Genomic DNA, 16,199 nt, shown 5'->3' on the forward strand with positions numbered 1-16,199 from the left:
GCTACATTGCAATCGCAGACGGACCCGCGCCAACCGGGATCACCGTCACAGCTGTATAATCGCTCGTGCGGTACACGGTCACGGTATTGTCGTCGGGCTGCGCTGCATAAATGTACTGATTATCAGGTGTTACGGCGAGATCAGAGACACCGGGGAGAGAGGCAGTTGTTATAAAGGTATGCTGCGCTGTATCTACGACAGTGAGATTCTCCGGGAATGCCTCAAAATAGGGCTCAAGGAAAAACGCACGAGTCCCGTCAGCAGAAAAAACAATTGTAATTAAACCGTCAAACAGTCTGTTAATTCGTGAAGATTCGCTAAATGTTGTCAAATCTATCACAGAAACGCCATTCGGCCTTAGCTCACCATTTTCCAGATAAGCAAAATCCCCTATTATCGGGGTGACAATTAAATTTGGTGTTTCAAAGTTACTTAAACTTTCGATCAGCTGTCCGGTGTTTAGGTCATATTTATTAACGACCCAAATTACAGAGTTGGTCGTATAGAAAAACTGTCCGTTAGGGTCTAGGGCAAAATCGTCCGCAGCGGGTGACACCGTGATTGTATTGGTAATGGTTTGCGAGGAAATATTAATTTCATAAATGGAGCTGCCCCCTGCGAGAATATAAGCAAATTCTCCCCCAGTTTCAAACTGGATTTTTCTTGGGGCTCCTGCAAGAGGGATGGTTTGTGTAACCGTTAATGTTTCGTTGTTAATGATCGATACAAGATTCGCATTCCTATGGAGAACATACGTATACGCTTTATTCAAGGTAACACCCAAATCAGTCGGGATATCAGATAAAGAAATGGTACTTACAAGAGTATTCACGTCAGCATCAATGACCGAAACCGTGCTGTCTCCAGTGTTTACAGTAAACACGTAAGATCGCTGATCCGGTTCGGGCACAAGCACAATCGTGCCCGTCACCGATAAAGGACTGCCATAGAACGGCGGAACGACAACAAGGTTCTCGATCGTAATGTCACTGACATCCGGGCAATCATCGGGCTCATCGGAATAATAGACGACTTGGTCAATCTCTGCATTGCGGATGACAGAAACAGACCCGTTCCCTTGTCCATATTGATTTCGCACTGGTGAGACGCTGACGAGAAGCGTAACAGTTCCCTGCAGGCGCACTGCGAATTGAACACCGATTTCATCAGGCTCAGGCCCCGTCTCAATGAAACAGCGTTCAATGACACAAGAAAGGCTGTCTGCATTCCACGTCACGTTTGCAACAGCTTCAGCCGGATCAACGACAAACCCCTCAGGCAATTCAATCGGCGCTTGAAACATCGCTTCACGGCTTGCTTCTTCCTCGCAAAAACATAAACATTCTTCTTGTGCGGCTCCTGCTTTTTCTTTAAAGGAAAGCTTGTTATTTCTCATATCTTCACTTCCTTTTCAGACATACACTGCTCACGCAGATACAACAGAATATGGAAGGTATATTTGTTTGCTTGTACAAATTGTCGGGGATAATAGTGGATTTTTGAAATGATATCCGCAGACATGCGGTGTAACGAAAGAAAACATTGCGGTTTTTTTGCGCTTCTCACATGAATGATGATGATAAAATATGACATATATTGAATAATGAAGGGAGGGATTTGCAAACGTGACAGGTGTCATATCTTCTTCTTCCGTCGGAGAAAAGATTAACGAATGGTATATGTACATACGCCGATTCAGCATACCCGATGCAGAATATTTGCGAAGAGAAATCAAACAAGAGCTGGATCAAATGGAAGAAGACCAAGATCTTCATTTGTACTATTCACTGATGGAATTCCGGCACAACCTGATGCTTGAGTATCTTGAACCGCTGGAAAAAATGCGGATTGAGGAACAGCCGAGATTGTCTGACCTGCTGCTTGAGATTGATAAAAAACAGGCTCGTTTAACTGGAGTCCTTGATTATTACTTTAATTTTTTCAGAGGAATGTACGAATTGGATCAGCGGGAATACCTGTCGGCTATCAAATTTTTCAAAAAGGCCGAAAGCAAGTTGATATTCGTGAAGGATCGGATAGAAAAGGCTGAGTTTTTCTTTAAGATGTCTGAATCTTATTACTATATGAAACAAACGTATTTTTCAATGGACTATGCACGGCAGGCGTATGAAATATACAAAGAACATGAAGCGTATAATATAAGATTGCTTCAGTGTCACTCTTTATTTGCTACCAATTTCTTAGACCTGAAACAATATGAGGATGCCATCTCACATTTTAAAAAAGCTTACTCTATGGCGGAAGCTGAGAATCAGCCCCAATTAATGGGGAGAACTTTGTACAACATCGGGCTTTGCAAAAACAGCCAAAGCCAATATGAGGATGCCGTAGCATATTTCAAAAGAGCAATAGCTGTTTTTGAGGAATCTAATATTCTTCCTTCCCTGCCCCAAGCCTATTTTTTAATTACACAAATACATTATAAATTAGGAAAAATGGATAAAGCACACGCATATCATAGTAAGGGAACGGCTTATTCTCAAAAGGCCGGAGATTCAATCTATTTATCGGAGTTTGAATTTTTGAAATCTTTATACTTATCAGGCCCTGATGAAGAAGCAATTCAAAGGTTCTTTGATTTCCTCGAAAGTAAAATGCTGTATGCCGATCTTGAGGATTTCGCTCTCGATGTGGCAAAATATTATCATGAACGTGAAAATTTTCAAAAAGCTTCTGCTTATTTCCTGAAGGTGGAACAAGTAAGGCAACTTATTCAAGGAGGAGTGAGATTGTATGAAATTGAAGTCTAAACTATTACTCTCTTGTCTGGCCCTAAGCACTGTTTTCATCGCAACGAATATTGCAAATGCACCTGCACACCAAATTGAAGTTGCACAGCGAGGAATGATTTAATGTTAACAACCGGTAAAAAACCGGTTGTTTTTTTAATATAGAAGCCAATACAAGAGTTTTATTTTAAAAATTTTAAATTTAATTACCAAATTATTTTAAATTGGTTTTCTAATCAATAAACATAGTAAATGAGACAATTTCACTAATGAAAAACCTGTTTACTTTTCCTTTTTATTGAACTATTATATATAAGACTTAAGTTCAGTACATCTTCAATTGAAGGTAAAAAACGGATATCCATACGTACTTATTTTCCAACACTGCTGCTGAAAAGAGATGTGCCCGTAAGGTTTGGCAACTACAGCTATAGTGGTGGTATCTTTCCAAGTGATTGGAGTCCTGACAGCGTAAATCCTAAGGGAAATTACACAGTCTATTAATACCTTTCTCAAAACCAAGCGATCTTACATTGCACAATGTAAGATCGCTTTTTAAGGTGAAAATAATATTCACTCTTCAAGATTTTTTATTAAAATAAAAAATATCCAAAACTCACACAGAGTTTTAATAAAAAATAGGAGCATCGCACATGATTTCTTTCTTTTTAAAGCGTGTATTAAAAAATAAAGAGATTTATTTCTCTTTATTCATTAGTTTCGTTCTTATGATCGTCAGTTATCTAGGTATTCTCTTCTTTCATAAGAAGATCAATCTTCCTTATGAAATTCATAACTCACCTTTTTTATCGAATATTGCAGAAGGAAACACAACCTCAGCTCAGCTTATCTGGATTCTCATTCTTCCGTTATTAGCATCACTTCCAATTTCTGGTATGTACCGTGAAGATAAAAATACTGGGTTTTTTATGAATGTCATAACAAAAACAACTAAAAAGAAATACTTCACAGTATTATTCGGGTTAAACTTTGTCATTTCATTTTTCGTCATTATTTTACCATTATTATTAAATCTTTATTTGCTATCGATGACATATCCTTCGGTAAACCCAGACGGGATCGTCAATTACATGGACCCCATCGTTACAGGCGGAACAGACTTAGCAAACCTGTATTACGAACACTCATTAATATATACTCTTATTCTTTTTGCATTAAATGGGATGTATGGAGCTGTTCTTTCTTCCATTGGATTGGCTTTATCATTTTTTATTAAAAAGAAATATTTTGTTTATATCATACCTTTCTTGATCAATTTAATAGGCTTTACTTTACTCAACAACCATTACAATCCACTGAAATATATCATTAATGATGGAGGATTTTTGAGTTTAGATAAGTTTATTTATTTGAACCTTGGAGTATTCATTGCAACTATCTTACTTTATATGTGGGGAAAAAAACGCCGTGTTTTATTATAATACTTTAAAATCAACATTAAGAATGAAGTGGCTGGGTATCATCGCCGCTTTACTGCTGCAGTTAATTGCTGTTTATTTCTTCTTTTATCAAGAAAATGGTAGTGGCGATGATTTTGTACTGGAAAATATTTTTTCCTATTGGCATCTCGTTTCTATTTTATGCCCTGCTGCCGTGATATTTTCTGTTTTGATTTCATCAGATTACTTTTCAATTTATACTGTCATCCGAGTAAACAATGCACCTTATCTAACATTGATATACCTGTTCAAAACACTTTTATTTTCAGCAGTATACGGGATTATCATTATGGGTGAATTGTATACTTTATGTGTGTTCAATAATACGGGACTATTGTCTCTGACCCCTATATCTTTTATCACTCATGTGTTTGCCTTTATTTTCATTTGTTATGTTGTTTCATTTACTTTGCTGTATTTGAATCAAATCATTGTAGTTTTTTTATTCATTCCTTTATTTTTGATTGATTACCTTGCATGTAATGGAATGCTCTTTTTAAATGGTTTTGTGCTGGAATTTAATGATTTGGCTAAATTATTATTGATTAGATTAGGGATTATGCTGTTATTATTTGGGATTTCTATAGAATCTATAAAACGACGCAATTATTTACAGCAGGTTGAGGAGAAAGGAGCAAACTGATTGTCTTTTATGAATATGCTGAAACGTGATATTCTCATGCGTTTCACTGAAAGTAAGGTTGCATACTTTGTCATTAGCTTAGCTATTGCCCTCCTTCTTTTATGCTTCCTCTGGGATTGCAATAGGACGGGACAGCTAAGCCATCAAAGTTTTTCCGACAGCCTTACCACACTATTTCATTCGATGAACTTCTTTGATCTACATATCTTATATACACAGAATAGACTATCTATCCCTCTACAATGGATTAGTTTTCAAGTGCTGCCTTTGATGATTGTGGGTAATTTTATGTTTCGGGACATTCAAATTTCTGGAGCTTATATCCTTCCGAAACTCCCCAAAAAAGGAGTATTTGTATTCAGCAAACTTTTATCACTGTTTGTTCTGATTGTATCTATATGGTGTGTATGGCTTTTTATATACATTATGTTATTTATCTCATTTAAAGGCTTTACAGCAGAACTGAACAGCAAGGTCATATTATTTATGCTCATACAAATAGTAGTTTCGTTTTTGTACGCAGTTTTGCTGGAGACTTTAACTTTCATGATACCTTTTATATCAGCATTTATTATTATTGTTGCTTATGTTGTAATATCTATTTTTTTTCACAGCTCTTTATTCATCGCTTCATTTGCTATGGCTGGAAAGTGGGCTTTTATTGATTATTCGCGCATGAACGTTAACTACTCAGATGGTCGTTTTTTTCATGCCTCCGACTTTTTATTAATTGCACTTATTTTCTGTGCAGCTTGTACTTTAATCAGCCTATTTTTTATTAAAAAAACAGATATTTTAGGAGAATAATTATGACATCGTATATTGAGTGTAAAAATATGGTTAAAAAATTGAAAGGAAATCATGTACTAGATGATATCAGTTTTTCAATAAAAGAAAATGAATTTGTCGTGTTAAGAGGCCATAATGGATCCGGAAAGACAATGATTTTAAGAGCCATCGCCGGACTGTTAACATTAACAAAAGGCGAAGTTTCAGTTAACGGCCTCGTGATCGGAAAAGATATCGACTTCTCCGAACATACAGGTCTGTTAATTGAATACCCAAGCTTTATCCCTGTCTATTCAGGATTTCAAAACCTGAAATTTCTTGCTTCAATCAAGAAAAAAGTATCTGAAGAAGAAATAAAAGAAGTAATACGAAAAGTTGGGTTAGACCCTGAAGATAAGCGTAAAGTCAAACGATACTCATTAGGAATGAAGCAACGCTTAGGAATTGCTCAGGCAATAATGGAAAAACCCAAATTACTTCTTTTAGATGAACCGACAAATGCCTTAGATAAAAAAGGGATTAATCTTATATTGGATATTCTAAAAACCGAAAAAGAAAACGGCACAACAATTGTAGTGGCTAGTCATGATGATACACTATGTGAAAATAGTGTTGTCGACAGAATTATTGATATTAGTGAAGGTAAACTGGAGGATGCAGATGAATAAGCGTTGGATTTTCTTTATTGTTTTATTAATAATAGTAGCATTCAGCTGTGTTCGTATCTATACAGTGAACGCCCAAAATGATAAATACACTCCAAAAAATATTAATATTTCTGCAAACCAAACGATCGATACAGGGAAAGGAATAAAATTCCACCTTTTAAAGCCATTAAAGCCGGTCAAATCATTTGATAAAGAAACAAATTCCATAAAATATATATACATTTTGCCTTTTAATGCTGAAAATACTTCTAATCATAAAATTACTCTAGAGGATCTTTCACCGGACGGAAAAAACTTTTTGTTTTTTGGTCAGTATCAATATAATAAACAATTGATGCCTTATAATTACGATTTGCCGGATAAGTATCAGTTCAATACAGAGATTCCATCAGGGAAAACAGTCCAAGGATACGTAGGACTAAGTTTGTATCCCGATGAAAAAATAAATTATAAAAATTTCAACCCTGAATCATCAAAAGTATCTGCTTATTATACTATTATAGACGAAAAATCTAATAAAAGAATTTCTTATAAAATGACTTTAAACAATTAAAAATAAAAAAGGGACCTGAATTATATTCAGTCCCTTTTTTAAAAACTATTTCACAAACCCAAGCAGCATCTCACGGATGATTTTGCTGGCTGTGTTTGCCGTTTGTTCTGAGTGGTCGTACACCGGTGCGACTTCCACTAAGTCGGCGCCCTTTACGTTTACCTCAGAGCGTGCGATTTCATGGACGGATGCAAGCAGCTCTTTAGATGTGATGCCGCCGGCGTCAACCGTTCCTGTTCCCGGTGCGTGTGCAGGGTCTAAGACGTCAATGTCGATTGTGACATAAACTGGACGGCCTGCCAGCTTCGGAAGGACTTCCTTCAGCGGTTCAAGCACTTCAAATTTTGAGATGTGCATGCCGTTTTCCTTCGCCCATTCAAACTCTTCCTTCATGCCGGAACGGATTCCGAATGAATATACATTTTGCGGTCCGATTAATTCTGCCGCTTTGCGGATCGGCGTGGAGTGAGAAAGCGGCTCTCCCTCATAATCAACACGAAGATCTGTATGTGCGTCAAAATGGATAATCGCAAGGTCTGGATATTTCTTGTACATCGCTTTTATGACAGGCCAGGACACAAGATGCTCCCCACCCATGCCCATTGGGAATTTCCCTTTTTCTAAAATACTGTCCACGTATTCTTCAATCATATCAAGGCTTCTTTGCGGATTGCCGAACGGGAGCGGAATGTCTCCGGCGTCAAAGAAGTTCAGATCGGCCAGATCACGGTCTAAGTACGGGCTGTATTCCTCAAGGCCGATTGACACCTCGCGAATTCTGTTTGGGCCAAAGCGTGAGCCCGGGCGATAGCTAACCGTCCAGTCCATCGGCATGCCGTAAAGGATGGCGTCCGCCTCTTCCCACTCGGGACGGCTCGCGATAAATACTTTTCCTGAATAAGCTTCATCAAATCTCATCTATAATACCCTCGCTTTCCTGTAAAAAAGCGCAAGATTCGCTCCTGCGCTATATCGTCATTATTTAATCAGGTCACTCACAAATTTCGGCAGAACAAATGCCGCTTTATGAATGTCTTTTGTGTAATATTTTGTTTCAATATCGAAGAAACGGCTGTCTTCCACTGCAAGCGGATCATATTTTTTCGAACCGATTGTAAACGTCCACAAACCGCTTGGATATGTCGGAATGTTCGCCGTATACAGCTTCGTAATCGGGAAGATTTCCTTCACATCGCGCTGTACATTTGTGATTAATTCAGGCGTAAACCATGGGTTGTCCGTCTGAGCGACGAAAATGCCGTCTTCTTTCAGCGCCTTCGCGATTCCTGCGTAAAATCCTTTTGTAAACAGGTTTACAGCCGGTCCGACTGGTTCAGTTGAATCAACCATAATCACGTCGTATTGATTTTCAGATTTCGCAATGTGCATAAATCCGTCATCCACCTGCACGTCAACGCGCGGGTCATCCAATTTGCCTGCGATTGAAGGAAGGAATTTTTTAGAGTATTCGATAACCTTGCCATCAATATCAACAAGCGTCGCTTTTTTCACGCTCGGATGCTTCAGAATTTCTCTGATGACGCCGCCGTCACCGCCGCCGACCACAAGCACGTGCTCTGGATTCGGGTGCGTGAATAATGGGACATGCGCCACCATTTCGTGATAAACAAATTCGTCTTTTTCAGATGTCATAACCATGCCATCCAAAAACAGCATGTTGCCGAACTCTTCTGTTTCTACCATTTCTAAATGCTGAAACTCCGTTTGTTCTGTATGTAACGTTTTATTAACCTTCAATGTAATGCCAAAGTTTTTTGTTTGCTTCTCAGTGTACCAAAGTTCGCTCAATTGTCATCTCCCTTTCAAGGCTGTATTCATTTATTGTAAGCGTCTTATCAGCTTTTATTCCCGGTTGAAATCTCATTTTCACCTAAGGAAAAAGTATAGAGGATGGCGGGGAAAAAGTAAAGATGCGTCCTGTTTTGCGATGTTTAAAAACGATCTTTTTTTCTCATAATAGTAGAAACATAAAAAAAGGGGGAACCCGTTGTGGATGCCATGACAAATAAACGGCTGAGACTGACGCTGAAAACCGTTCGCGCCTTTATCTTTTTAGGAGCTTTGGCGGCTTTGGCGGCAGCTGCTGTGTTTATGACTGTCATTTTAATAGCCAAATACCAAGGCGCTCCCTCGGTGCAAGTGCCGCAATCCACGATTTTGTATGCGAGTGACGGCTCAAAGCTCGGGGAAACGAACTACGGCGAAAAGCGCTATTGGGTCCCCTTAAAGGACATGAATCCAACGATTGTAAAAGCGACAGTGGCGGTTGAAGACCAGAATTTCTACGATCACCATGGCTTTGACTATAAACGCATGGCCGGCGCGGCGCTTGCTGACCTAAAGGCATTTGCCAAGGTTCAGGGCGCCAGCACCATCACACAGCAATACGCGAGGAACTTATACCTTGAACACGATAAAACGTGGAAACGGAAATGGAATGAGGCGTTCTACACGATCCGTCTGGAGCAAAACTATTCCAAGGACGAGATATTAGAAGGCTATTTAAATACGATTTATTACGGACACGGCGCTTACGGCATTGAGGCCGCTTCCCGCCTGTATTTCGGCAAGCATGCGAAAAACCTGACGGATGCTGAGGCGGCGCTTTTGGCGGGTATCCCGAAAGGCCCTTCCGGCTATTCGCCGTATGTCAATGAAACGAAAGCCAAGGAACGTCAGAAAACGATTGTGCGGATGATGGAAAAGCAACGGATGATCAGCCAAAAGAAAGCGGATGAACTCATCAAAGAATCTCTTTCCTATCAGCCCTTGAATAAACAAGTTTCCAAAAGAAAGGCCCCTTATTTCTATGACAATGCGATGAGAGAGCTTGAGAAAAAGCTCGGCATGACGCGGGAGCAAATTGAAACGAGCGGCTTAAATGTCTACACAACAGTAGATAAACGGATGCAGCGCATCGCCGAGGAGGCCATTACCGAAACGGTTAACGCCGGCTCTGACATCCAAGTCGGGTTTTCAGCCATTGATCCCCGCACAGGAAACGTTCTCGCTCTTGTCGGCGGCAGGGATTATCAAAAAAGCCCGTTTGACCGGACGACACAGGCGAAGCGCCAGCCTGCTTCGACGATCAAGCCGCTGCTGTACTATAAAGCGATTCAGAGCGGATTTACGCCTGTCACTTTGATGAAAAGCGAAGAAACCGAGTTTCAAATTGATGCAAAGGGAGAAACCTATTCTCCAAGCAACTATAACGGATACTACGCCAACAAACCGATAACGCTTCTGCAGGCGCTGGCGCTTTCCGATAACATTTACGCTGTAAAAACACATCTTTTTCTGGGCACGAACAAACTCGTTCAAGCGGCAAAGGAATTCGGCATCACCGCCCATCTGCAAGCGCTGCCGTCCCTGGCGCTTGGCACCGAACCCGTGCGCCCGATTGAGATGGTCAACGCCTACGCCATGCTCGCAAATGGCGGGAAACAAATCGAACCAACTTTTATTTCAAGAGTTACGGACGCGGCGGGACATGTGCTGTACGAAAACCCGAATCAGCATAAACAAGTGCTTGATGAAAAAGCCGCCTTTGTCACGGCGAGTATGATGACGGGCATGTTTGATACGGATTTAAACGGCTATACGTCGGTAACCGGACGGACTATCGCCAATCGTCTGACAAGAACGTACGCGGGAAAATCAGGAACCACCAGCGCAGACAGCTGGATGATCGGCTTCAATCCGAAGCTGGCCGCAGGTGTTTGGACGGGCTATGACAAAAACAGCACGATCGACTCGGTCGAAGAAAAAAGCTACGCCAAAACAATTTGGGCGGACTTCATGGAAGATGCGCTCAAAGGTGAACCAGAAATGGCGTTCAAACCGCCAAAAGGCGTAACCGGTGTATACATTGATCCGAAAACAGGATACTCATCCGGACCTGGATGCGCAGCCAAGCATTACACGTATTTTGTGAAAGGCACAGAGCCGGCAAACGTGTGCTATGGGGCGGAACCTGCAAAACAAACAAAAGACCGGCCGCCAGTCAAAGAAAAGCCCGCTTCCGAGAAAAAATGGTGGGACAAATGGCTCGGGCGGAATCATTGAAAATAACCCGGCTCCTCGGAGGCCGGGTTATTCATATGGTTCCTTCATAATCCATGGAAGCAATGTAATGCAATTAAGCTGAACAATCGGTTTCGAGAATCCTTCGGGGATAAAGTGGTCATCTCTCGGCAATTCAAATGATATCGTCCAGTTACGGTCCGGGTCCCATTCTTTTTTCCCTTCTATCATACGTCCGACAATAAAATAGCTGGCCACATAAAGATGCCGGTCACCCTCAGGGCCAAATTCATTAATATCCGGACAAACAGACGGCTGAAGACCTAAATCTTCAAAAATCCGCACCTTATCAGGCGGCAGTGTTTTCATCACTTCCCTATAATTTTCACAGAGAAGACATCCGCACCTATCAATTTCTTTCTCATACTGCTTTCTCGTTTCTTCTACGTCGGCTTTTATTACCCAGTCACCGACTCGAATGGTTTCGTACATCATATCCCCCTAAAAATGAAAAACCCCGAGTCTTGTTTCGGCTCGGGATTTTCCATGTCCTATTTCTGTATCACCAGTTTACTCAAAGTGCGCGAAAAATAGTTCAAATATTCTAAAAGTTCACAGAAAATTCACAAATCAATTGTCTTCTGGAAGCAGGCCTGCTTTTAATTCATCTGAGGAACGGTCCCATAGGCCCTGATCATGTTTTTTCAAAAACTCGCCGAGCACACGCTTCGAGCTGTCGTCCATTTTATCGATGATAATGTTCCGCTTCATGGATTTATCCATCAGATTCACATGCTCAGGCAGCGATTTGTAGCCTCTTCTGATGCTTCTGTCGACCGTCATTTCACAGGCTGTCACACCAGCGTAATAAGGCCCCTCTTCTCTTCTGTCAATCGTTACCCACACAAGCCAGTATGGTTTTCCGTTCGGAACTTCCTCTTTATTCGGCAGAAATTTAATTCCTTTTTCAACGGTGCTGCGGGCGTGCATGGCGCCGATGTCAACGAACGCTTCTTTTTCCTCTACATCGACGAATACAGGAGAAATATTATCGAGGCTGAGCGCCCCTACGCCGAAACCGCCGTGTCCGTCTGTCGGATCACTTTTGATAATATTAAACCCGATTGATTTTTTCTTTTTTTCTTCCATAAGTTCTACCTCCTACAAAAGCGGTTGAAATATCGCTGAAAACAGCTTTAAAATCTGATCTCTTCCAGCATTGAGCATCGGCCAAAGCACATAAGATCCGAGCGGTGTCACAAACAAAACCAAAAAGACGATAATGCCGTAGCTCTCCGCCTGCGTCATCTTGGCACGCACTCCCGGCGGAACGAGATCTTCAATAATCCGATAACCATCGAGCGGAGGAAGCGGCAGCAGATTAAATAAAAACAAGACAAGATTCAGCTGTATCCAAATGGAAAAAAACTGATCCAGCCCCGTGCTGAACGCCGCAAGCATCTCCATTCCGTATGCATGCATCAACACTAACAAAAAGAAACCGATAAACGCAAGAATCAGGTTACTGACAGGCCCGGCGATGGATACGAGCACGCCGGCAAGCCGCGGTTTCTTAAAGAAGCGGCGATTCACAGGAATCGGACGCGCCCATCCGAAGCCTGCCACCAGAATCAAAATGGTTCCGAACGGATCTAGGTGTTTAATGGGATTCAGCGTCAGCCTTCCTTGTTTTTTGGCCGTATCGTCACCGAATTTGTATGCGACATAAGCATGGGCAAGCTCGTGTATCGTGAACGACACAATTAACGTGATGACGAGATATGGCATTAAAGATAATGGGTAATATAAAAAACTGTCCAAGTGAGATGATCCCTCTTTCTAAAAATGCAAGAATTTACTTTATTCAGTATACTATAAGAAGCCTCTTTTTCTAAAGAGAGGAAACGAGATAAAGGAGGATTCAGCACCCATGCCATACGTAACCGTCAAAATGCTGGAAGGCCGTACAGACGAGCAAAAACGCAATCTGGTCGAGAAAGTAACAGAAGCCGTAAAGGAAACAACCGGTGCTTCTGAAGAAAAAATTGTTGTATTTATAGAAGAAATGAGAAAAGACCATTATGCCGTCGCAGGCAAGCGCCTGAGCGACATGGAATAATCTCTCATAAAGCCGGCGCTTCGCGCACCGGCTTTTTCAATCTCTATTGGGTCAGCTTCTTAAAAATCGTTAATAACGATTTTTTCTCTTCGGATGTCAACTGCTCAAACATGCCGTCAATCAGCTGCTGGCGGTTTTCGATCATTTGCTCAGCCACTCCCCGGCCCGAATCAGAAAGCGTAATCCATACAGTGCGGCGGTCATTGTTATTTCTGGATCTCTCAATAAATCCCTCCTGCTCTAAATGATTCAGAGCGGTGGTTGTGGCTGAGGGAGACAGTGTGACCTCCTTCAGAATATCCTTAATCGTGCAGCTCCCATGTCTGTATATGATCCGCAGAATAAATCCTCTTACATTATTCACGTGTTTCGGAACGGTGGCTTCATCTAATTGCTTCGTGCTTTTCAAATATTTTGTAAGTGCGTGATCCAGCAAATTTGCTTCCAGTTTGTCATGGTCCATGTCAATTTCCCCATTTCGAGATGCATTCATAACATACGAACGATATGATTTACTTATTATTTTACTGATTACGTATAGGGAAAGTCAAAAAAGCAAAATGAGAATTCACCGCTTTTCTCCTAGATACTTCGATTTTTCACCTGTTTGACAAGTTGATCTTTAAAAATCTGGAAAGGAACGTGTTCACTCTGCTGATTTCCGAATTGCCGGACGTTTACCGCACCCTCCTGCTCTTCATGATCTCCAAGCACCAGCACGTACGGGATTTTCTGCACCTGCGACTCTCTGATTTTATAGCCGAGCTTCTCATTGCGCTCATCAACGCCTGCTCTTATCCCCAGCTGTTTCAACTCTGCCTGCACCTTTCTGCAATAGTCCAAATGAACGTGTGAAACCGGTATGACTTGAACCTGAACCGGTGCGAGCCAGGCTGGGAAAGCCCCGCCGAAATGCTCGATCAAAATGCCGAAGAAACGATCGATTGAGCCGAAAACCGCTCTGTGGATGACGACGGGACGGACCTTTTCATTGAGTTCATTGATATATGTTAAATCAAATTTTTCCGGCATTTGAAAATCAAGCTGAATTGTCGCGCATTGATGGCTCCGTTTCAAGGCATCTTTTATGTGAAAATCAATTTTCGGCCCGTAAAACGCTCCATCACCTTCATTCACCTCAAAAGGCAGGCCAAGCTCCTCAAGAACGTGTGCCAAGGAACGTTCCGACGCTTCCCAAAGGCTGTCATCGCCTAATGAGTCCTCCGGACGAGTCGAAAGCTCAACTGAATAGTCGAAGTTGAATGTACGATATACCTCATCAATCAGCCGAATCGCTTCTTTAATCTCACTCTCAATCTGTTCCTCCCGAACGAAGATATGGGCGTCATCCTGGCAGAATGTCCGTACGCGAAGCATTCCGTTTAAAGCGCCGCTGTATTCGTGGCGATGCACCTGGCCGAACTCCGCCATCCGAATCGGCAGATCCCGATAAGAATACAGACTGTTTTTAAAGATGAGCATATGGCCGGGACAATTCATCGGCTTCATTGCGAATCTTGCATCATCCACTTCTGAAAAGTACATATTGTCGCGATAATGATCCCAGTGCCCTGACTGCTCCCATAACCGCTGATTCATCATAAACGGCGTACGCACCTCATCGTAGCCGGCCTTTGTTTGCAGCTCGCGCGAGAAGCGTTCCAGCTCATTGCGGACAATCTGGCCTTTCGGCAAATAAAACGGCATCCCCGGCGCTTCCTCAGAAAACATAAACAGCTCTAATTGTTTGCCCAGCTTGCGATGGTCTCGTTTTGCCGCTTCTTCCAGCATATGCAGGTGCGCATCGAGATCTTTTTTCTTTTGAAACGCCGCCCCGTACACCCGCTGGAGGACTTCATTTTCGCTGTTTCCGCGCCAATACGCGCCTGATACTCTTGTCAGTTTGAAGGCCTTGATCATTCCTGTAGAAGGAAGATGCGGCCCGCGGCACAGGTCAACGAATTCTCCCTGCTGGTACAGCGTGAGATCCTCCCCGCGCGGAATATCGTTCAAAATCTCCAGCTTAAACGGCTCGCCATTTTCAGCAAACAGCTCTTTTGCCTCTTCGTAGGAAACCTCAATTCGCTTGATTTCCAGATTCTCAGCTATAATGTTCTTCATTTCTTTTTCGATGGCCTCTAAGTCTCCTGATGTCAAGCTTTGCTCCAGCTTCATGTCATAGTAGAAGCCGTCTTCTATCACAGGCCCCACCCCCAATGACACTTCGCCGTAAAGCCGTTTCACCGCTTGAGCCAGCACGTGCGCCGTTGTGTGGCGAAGCACCTGTAAGCCTTCTTGTGAATCAAGTGTGACAATCGAAAGCTCGGCATCCTCCTCCAGCCTGAAGCTGAGATCAACGAGCCTGCCGTTGACCCGTCCCGCGGCCGCCTTCCTTTCCAGGCTGGAACTGATAGCACCAGCCGCTTCCTTGATTGTGACGCCTTTCCGAAATTCTTTGATCTGTCCATCCGGAAGCTGAATGTGTACATGTTTACTCATTTTTAAACACTCCTTCGTAATTGTTTATATAAAAAAACACACCCGTCCCGCTGAAAGGGACGAGTGTGTCATTTACCCGTGGTTCCACCCAAATTCCCGACAAACACTATGTATGTCGGCTTGGTGCTGTAACGCAGCATAGACGGCATTGGATACTTTAGTTCCCCAATGCTGCTCCAAGGCGGTAAACGACCATCCTAAGCTGGGAAGCTCTCACCTTTTCTTCCCTCTCTGAAAACCGTAACGATCATTCATGTCCTTTTCTTCGCATGTATTCAAATATAAAAAAACACACCCATCCCTCTAAAAGGGACGAGTGTGTCATTTACCCGTGGTTCCACCCAAATTCCCGACAAACGCCATGTATGTCGGCTTGGTGCTGTAACGCAGCATAGACGGCATTGGATACTTCAGTTCCCCAATGCTGCTCCAAGGCGGTAAACAATCATCCTAAGCTGGGAAGCTCTCACCTTTTCTTCCCTCTCTGAAAACCGTAACGATCATTCATGTCCTTTTCTTCGCATGTATTCAATTCATAAAAAAAACACATCCATCCCTCTAAAAGGGACGAATGTGTTTATCATCCGTGGTTCCACCCAAATTCCCGACAAACGCTATGTATGTCGGCTTTAAGGTGCTGTAACGCAGCATGACGGTATCAGATACTTTAGTTC

The 16,199-nt window shown here is 42.3% G+C and carries 17 protein-coding genes and 3 other annotated features (1 of these 20 only partly in view); of the genes, 9 read left to right on the plus strand and 8 right to left on the minus strand.

Annotation, left to right across the window (positions count from 1 at the left end; all coding sequences use genetic code 11):
• Position 1 precedes the first annotated feature (1 nt).
• A complete protein-coding gene (locus G4P54_RS19340; protein WP_167873567.1) occupies positions 2-1,396 on the minus strand; it encodes a YncE family protein in 1,395 nt (464 codons plus the stop codon).
• Positions 1,397-1,625: 229 nt separating this feature from the next.
• Between G4P54_RS19340 and rapF the strand changes: the two genes are divergently transcribed.
• The 7 genes from rapF (at position 1,626) to G4P54_RS19380 (ending at position 6,863) form a co-directional block, all read left to right on the plus strand.
• Positions 1,626-2,771 carry a response regulator aspartate phosphatase RapF gene (gene rapF, locus G4P54_RS19350; protein ID WP_024713859.1) on the plus strand — a complete coding sequence of 382 codons (1,146 nt, stop codon included), beginning with the start codon at positions 1,626-1,628 and terminating at the stop codon, positions 2,769-2,771.
• Positions 2,755-2,874 (plus strand): phosphatase RapF inhibitor PhrF, encoded by a 120-nt coding sequence (locus G4P54_RS19355; RefSeq protein WP_024713860.1) that lies wholly within the window; start codon positions 2,755-2,757, stop codon positions 2,872-2,874. The genes rapF and G4P54_RS19355 overlap by 17 nt, the downstream gene beginning before the upstream one ends.
• A gap of 529 nt (positions 2,875-3,403) precedes the next feature.
• On the plus strand, positions 3,404-4,192 hold the full coding sequence (locus tag G4P54_RS19360; protein ID WP_167873568.1) for a hypothetical protein: 789 nt from the start codon (positions 3,404-3,406) through the stop codon (positions 4,190-4,192).
• A complete protein-coding gene (locus G4P54_RS19365; protein ID WP_167873569.1) occupies positions 4,179-4,853 on the plus strand; it encodes a hypothetical protein in 675 nt (224 codons plus the stop codon). The genes G4P54_RS19360 and G4P54_RS19365 overlap by 14 nt, the downstream gene beginning before the upstream one ends.
• Before the next feature lie 9 nt (positions 4,854-4,862).
• A complete protein-coding gene (locus G4P54_RS19370; protein ID WP_240939792.1) occupies positions 4,863-5,660 on the plus strand; it encodes a hypothetical protein in 798 nt (265 codons plus the stop codon).
• A gap of 2 nt (positions 5,661-5,662) precedes the next feature.
• Positions 5,663-6,310, plus strand: coding sequence for an ABC transporter ATP-binding protein (locus G4P54_RS19375; RefSeq protein ID WP_167873571.1), 648 nt, complete (start codon positions 5,663-5,665; stop codon positions 6,308-6,310).
• Positions 6,303-6,863 (plus strand): hypothetical protein, encoded by a 561-nt coding sequence (locus G4P54_RS19380; protein WP_167873572.1) that lies wholly within the window; start codon positions 6,303-6,305, stop codon positions 6,861-6,863. Before G4P54_RS19375 ends, G4P54_RS19380 begins: the two co-directional genes overlap by 8 nt.
• Before the next feature lie 45 nt (positions 6,864-6,908).
• Here G4P54_RS19380 and speB read toward each other — a convergent pair whose 3' ends face one another.
• Together speB and speE are read right to left on the minus strand one after the other, a co-directional pair.
• On the minus strand, positions 6,909-7,781 hold the full coding sequence (gene speB, locus G4P54_RS19385; RefSeq protein WP_024713867.1) for an agmatinase: 873 nt from the start codon (positions 7,779-7,781) through the stop codon (positions 6,909-6,911).
• Between the two features lie 60 nt (positions 7,782-7,841).
• Complete coding sequence (speE, locus tag G4P54_RS19390; protein WP_024713868.1) at positions 7,842-8,672, minus strand: spermidine synthase; 831 nt, start codon at positions 8,670-8,672, stop codon at positions 7,842-7,844.
• A 201-nt stretch (positions 8,673-8,873) separates the two neighbouring features.
• On the opposite strand from speE, the gene G4P54_RS19395 reads away from it, so the two are divergent.
• Positions 8,874-10,949: a transglycosylase domain-containing protein gene (locus G4P54_RS19395; RefSeq protein ID WP_167873573.1), complete on the plus strand. Its 2,076-nt coding sequence runs from the start codon at positions 8,874-8,876 to the stop codon at positions 10,947-10,949.
• A gap of 27 nt (positions 10,950-10,976) precedes the next feature.
• Here G4P54_RS19395 and G4P54_RS19400 read toward each other — a convergent pair whose 3' ends face one another.
• The 3 genes from G4P54_RS19400 to G4P54_RS19410 all read right to left on the minus strand — a co-directional run bounded on the left by G4P54_RS19400 (position 10,977) and on the right by G4P54_RS19410 (position 12,728).
• Positions 10,977-11,402: a hypothetical protein gene (locus G4P54_RS19400; protein ID WP_240939694.1), complete on the minus strand. Its 426-nt coding sequence runs from the start codon at positions 11,400-11,402 to the stop codon at positions 10,977-10,979.
• Positions 11,403-11,537: 135 nt separating this feature from the next.
• Positions 11,538-12,056, minus strand: a complete 519-nt coding sequence (locus G4P54_RS19405) for a YwhD family protein (protein ID WP_024713871.1) — start codon at positions 12,054-12,056, stop codon at positions 11,538-11,540.
• A gap of 12 nt (positions 12,057-12,068) precedes the next feature.
• Complete coding sequence (locus tag G4P54_RS19410; protein WP_024713872.1) at positions 12,069-12,728, minus strand: site-2 protease family protein; 660 nt, start codon at positions 12,726-12,728, stop codon at positions 12,069-12,071.
• Positions 12,729-12,837: 109 nt separating this feature from the next.
• Here G4P54_RS19410 and thmT point away from each other — a divergent pair, with 109 nt between their 5' ends.
• Entirely contained in the window at positions 12,838-13,026 is a 189-nt protein-coding gene (gene thmT / locus G4P54_RS19415) for a 2-hydroxymuconate tautomerase (RefSeq protein WP_003222038.1), read from the plus strand.
• 43 nt (positions 13,027-13,069) lie between these two features.
• Here thmT and G4P54_RS19420 read toward each other — a convergent pair whose 3' ends face one another.
• Together G4P54_RS19420 and thrS are read right to left on the minus strand one after the other, a co-directional pair.
• The gene (locus tag G4P54_RS19420; RefSeq protein ID WP_167873574.1) at positions 13,070-13,489 is read right to left on the minus strand and encodes a MarR family transcriptional regulator; all 420 of its coding nucleotides are present in this window, start codon (positions 13,487-13,489) and stop codon (positions 13,070-13,072) included.
• A gap of 119 nt (positions 13,490-13,608) precedes the next feature.
• The gene (gene thrS / locus G4P54_RS19425) at positions 13,609-15,525 is read right to left on the minus strand and encodes a threonine--tRNA ligase (protein WP_167873575.1); all 1,917 of its coding nucleotides are present in this window, start codon (positions 15,523-15,525) and stop codon (positions 13,609-13,611) included.
• A gap of 52 nt (positions 15,526-15,577) precedes the next feature.
• Positions 15,578-15,800 (minus strand) — a binding site (T-box leader).
• Between the two features lie 30 nt (positions 15,801-15,830).
• Positions 15,831-16,053: a binding site (T-box leader), on the minus strand.
• A gap of 32 nt (positions 16,054-16,085) precedes the next feature.
• Positions 16,086-16,199, minus strand: a binding site (T-box leader) (it continues 113 nt past the right edge of the window).

It is taken from the genome of Bacillus tequilensis (assembly GCF_012225885.1).
Taxonomy (GTDB): Bacteria; Bacillota; Bacilli; order Bacillales; family Bacillaceae; genus Bacillus; species Bacillus tequilensis.

Excerpts from the sequence above, each read along its gene's own strand:
- G4P54_RS19400 (WP_240939694.1), bottom strand. The coding sequence starts at position 11,402 with ATGATGTACGAAACCATTCGAGTCGGTGACTGGGTAATAAAAGCCGAC.
- thrS (WP_167873575.1), bottom strand. The coding sequence starts at position 15,525 with ATGAGTAAACATGTACACATTCAGCTTCCGGATGGACAGATCAAAGAA.
- G4P54_RS19380 (WP_167873572.1), top strand. The coding sequence starts at position 6,303 with ATGAATAAGCGTTGGATTTTCTTTATTGTTTTATTAATAATAGTAGCA.
- G4P54_RS19370 (WP_240939792.1), top strand. The coding sequence starts at position 4,863 with ATGAATATGCTGAAACGTGATATTCTCATGCGTTTCACTGAAAGTAAG.
- G4P54_RS19340 (WP_167873567.1), bottom strand. The coding sequence starts at position 1,396 with ATGAGAAATAACAAGCTTTCCTTTAAAGAAAAAGCAGGAGCCGCACAA.
- G4P54_RS19360 (WP_167873568.1), top strand. The coding sequence starts at position 3,404 with ATGATTTCTTTCTTTTTAAAGCGTGTATTAAAAAATAAAGAGATTTAT.
- thmT (WP_003222038.1), top strand. The coding sequence starts at position 12,838 with ATGCCATACGTAACCGTCAAAATGCTGGAAGGCCGTACAGACGAGCAA.
- G4P54_RS19375 (WP_167873571.1), top strand. The coding sequence starts at position 5,663 with ATGACATCGTATATTGAGTGTAAAAATATGGTTAAAAAATTGAAAGGA.
- G4P54_RS19420 (WP_167873574.1), bottom strand. The coding sequence starts at position 13,489 with ATGGACCATGACAAACTGGAAGCAAATTTGCTGGATCACGCACTTACA.
- speB (WP_024713867.1), bottom strand. The coding sequence starts at position 7,781 with ATGAGATTTGATGAAGCTTATTCAGGAAAAGTATTTATCGCGAGCCGT.
- G4P54_RS19405 (WP_024713871.1), bottom strand. The coding sequence starts at position 12,056 with ATGGAAGAAAAAAAGAAAAAATCAATCGGGTTTAATATTATCAAAAGT.
- G4P54_RS19355 (WP_024713860.1), top strand. The coding sequence starts at position 2,755 with ATGAAATTGAAGTCTAAACTATTACTCTCTTGTCTGGCCCTAAGCACT.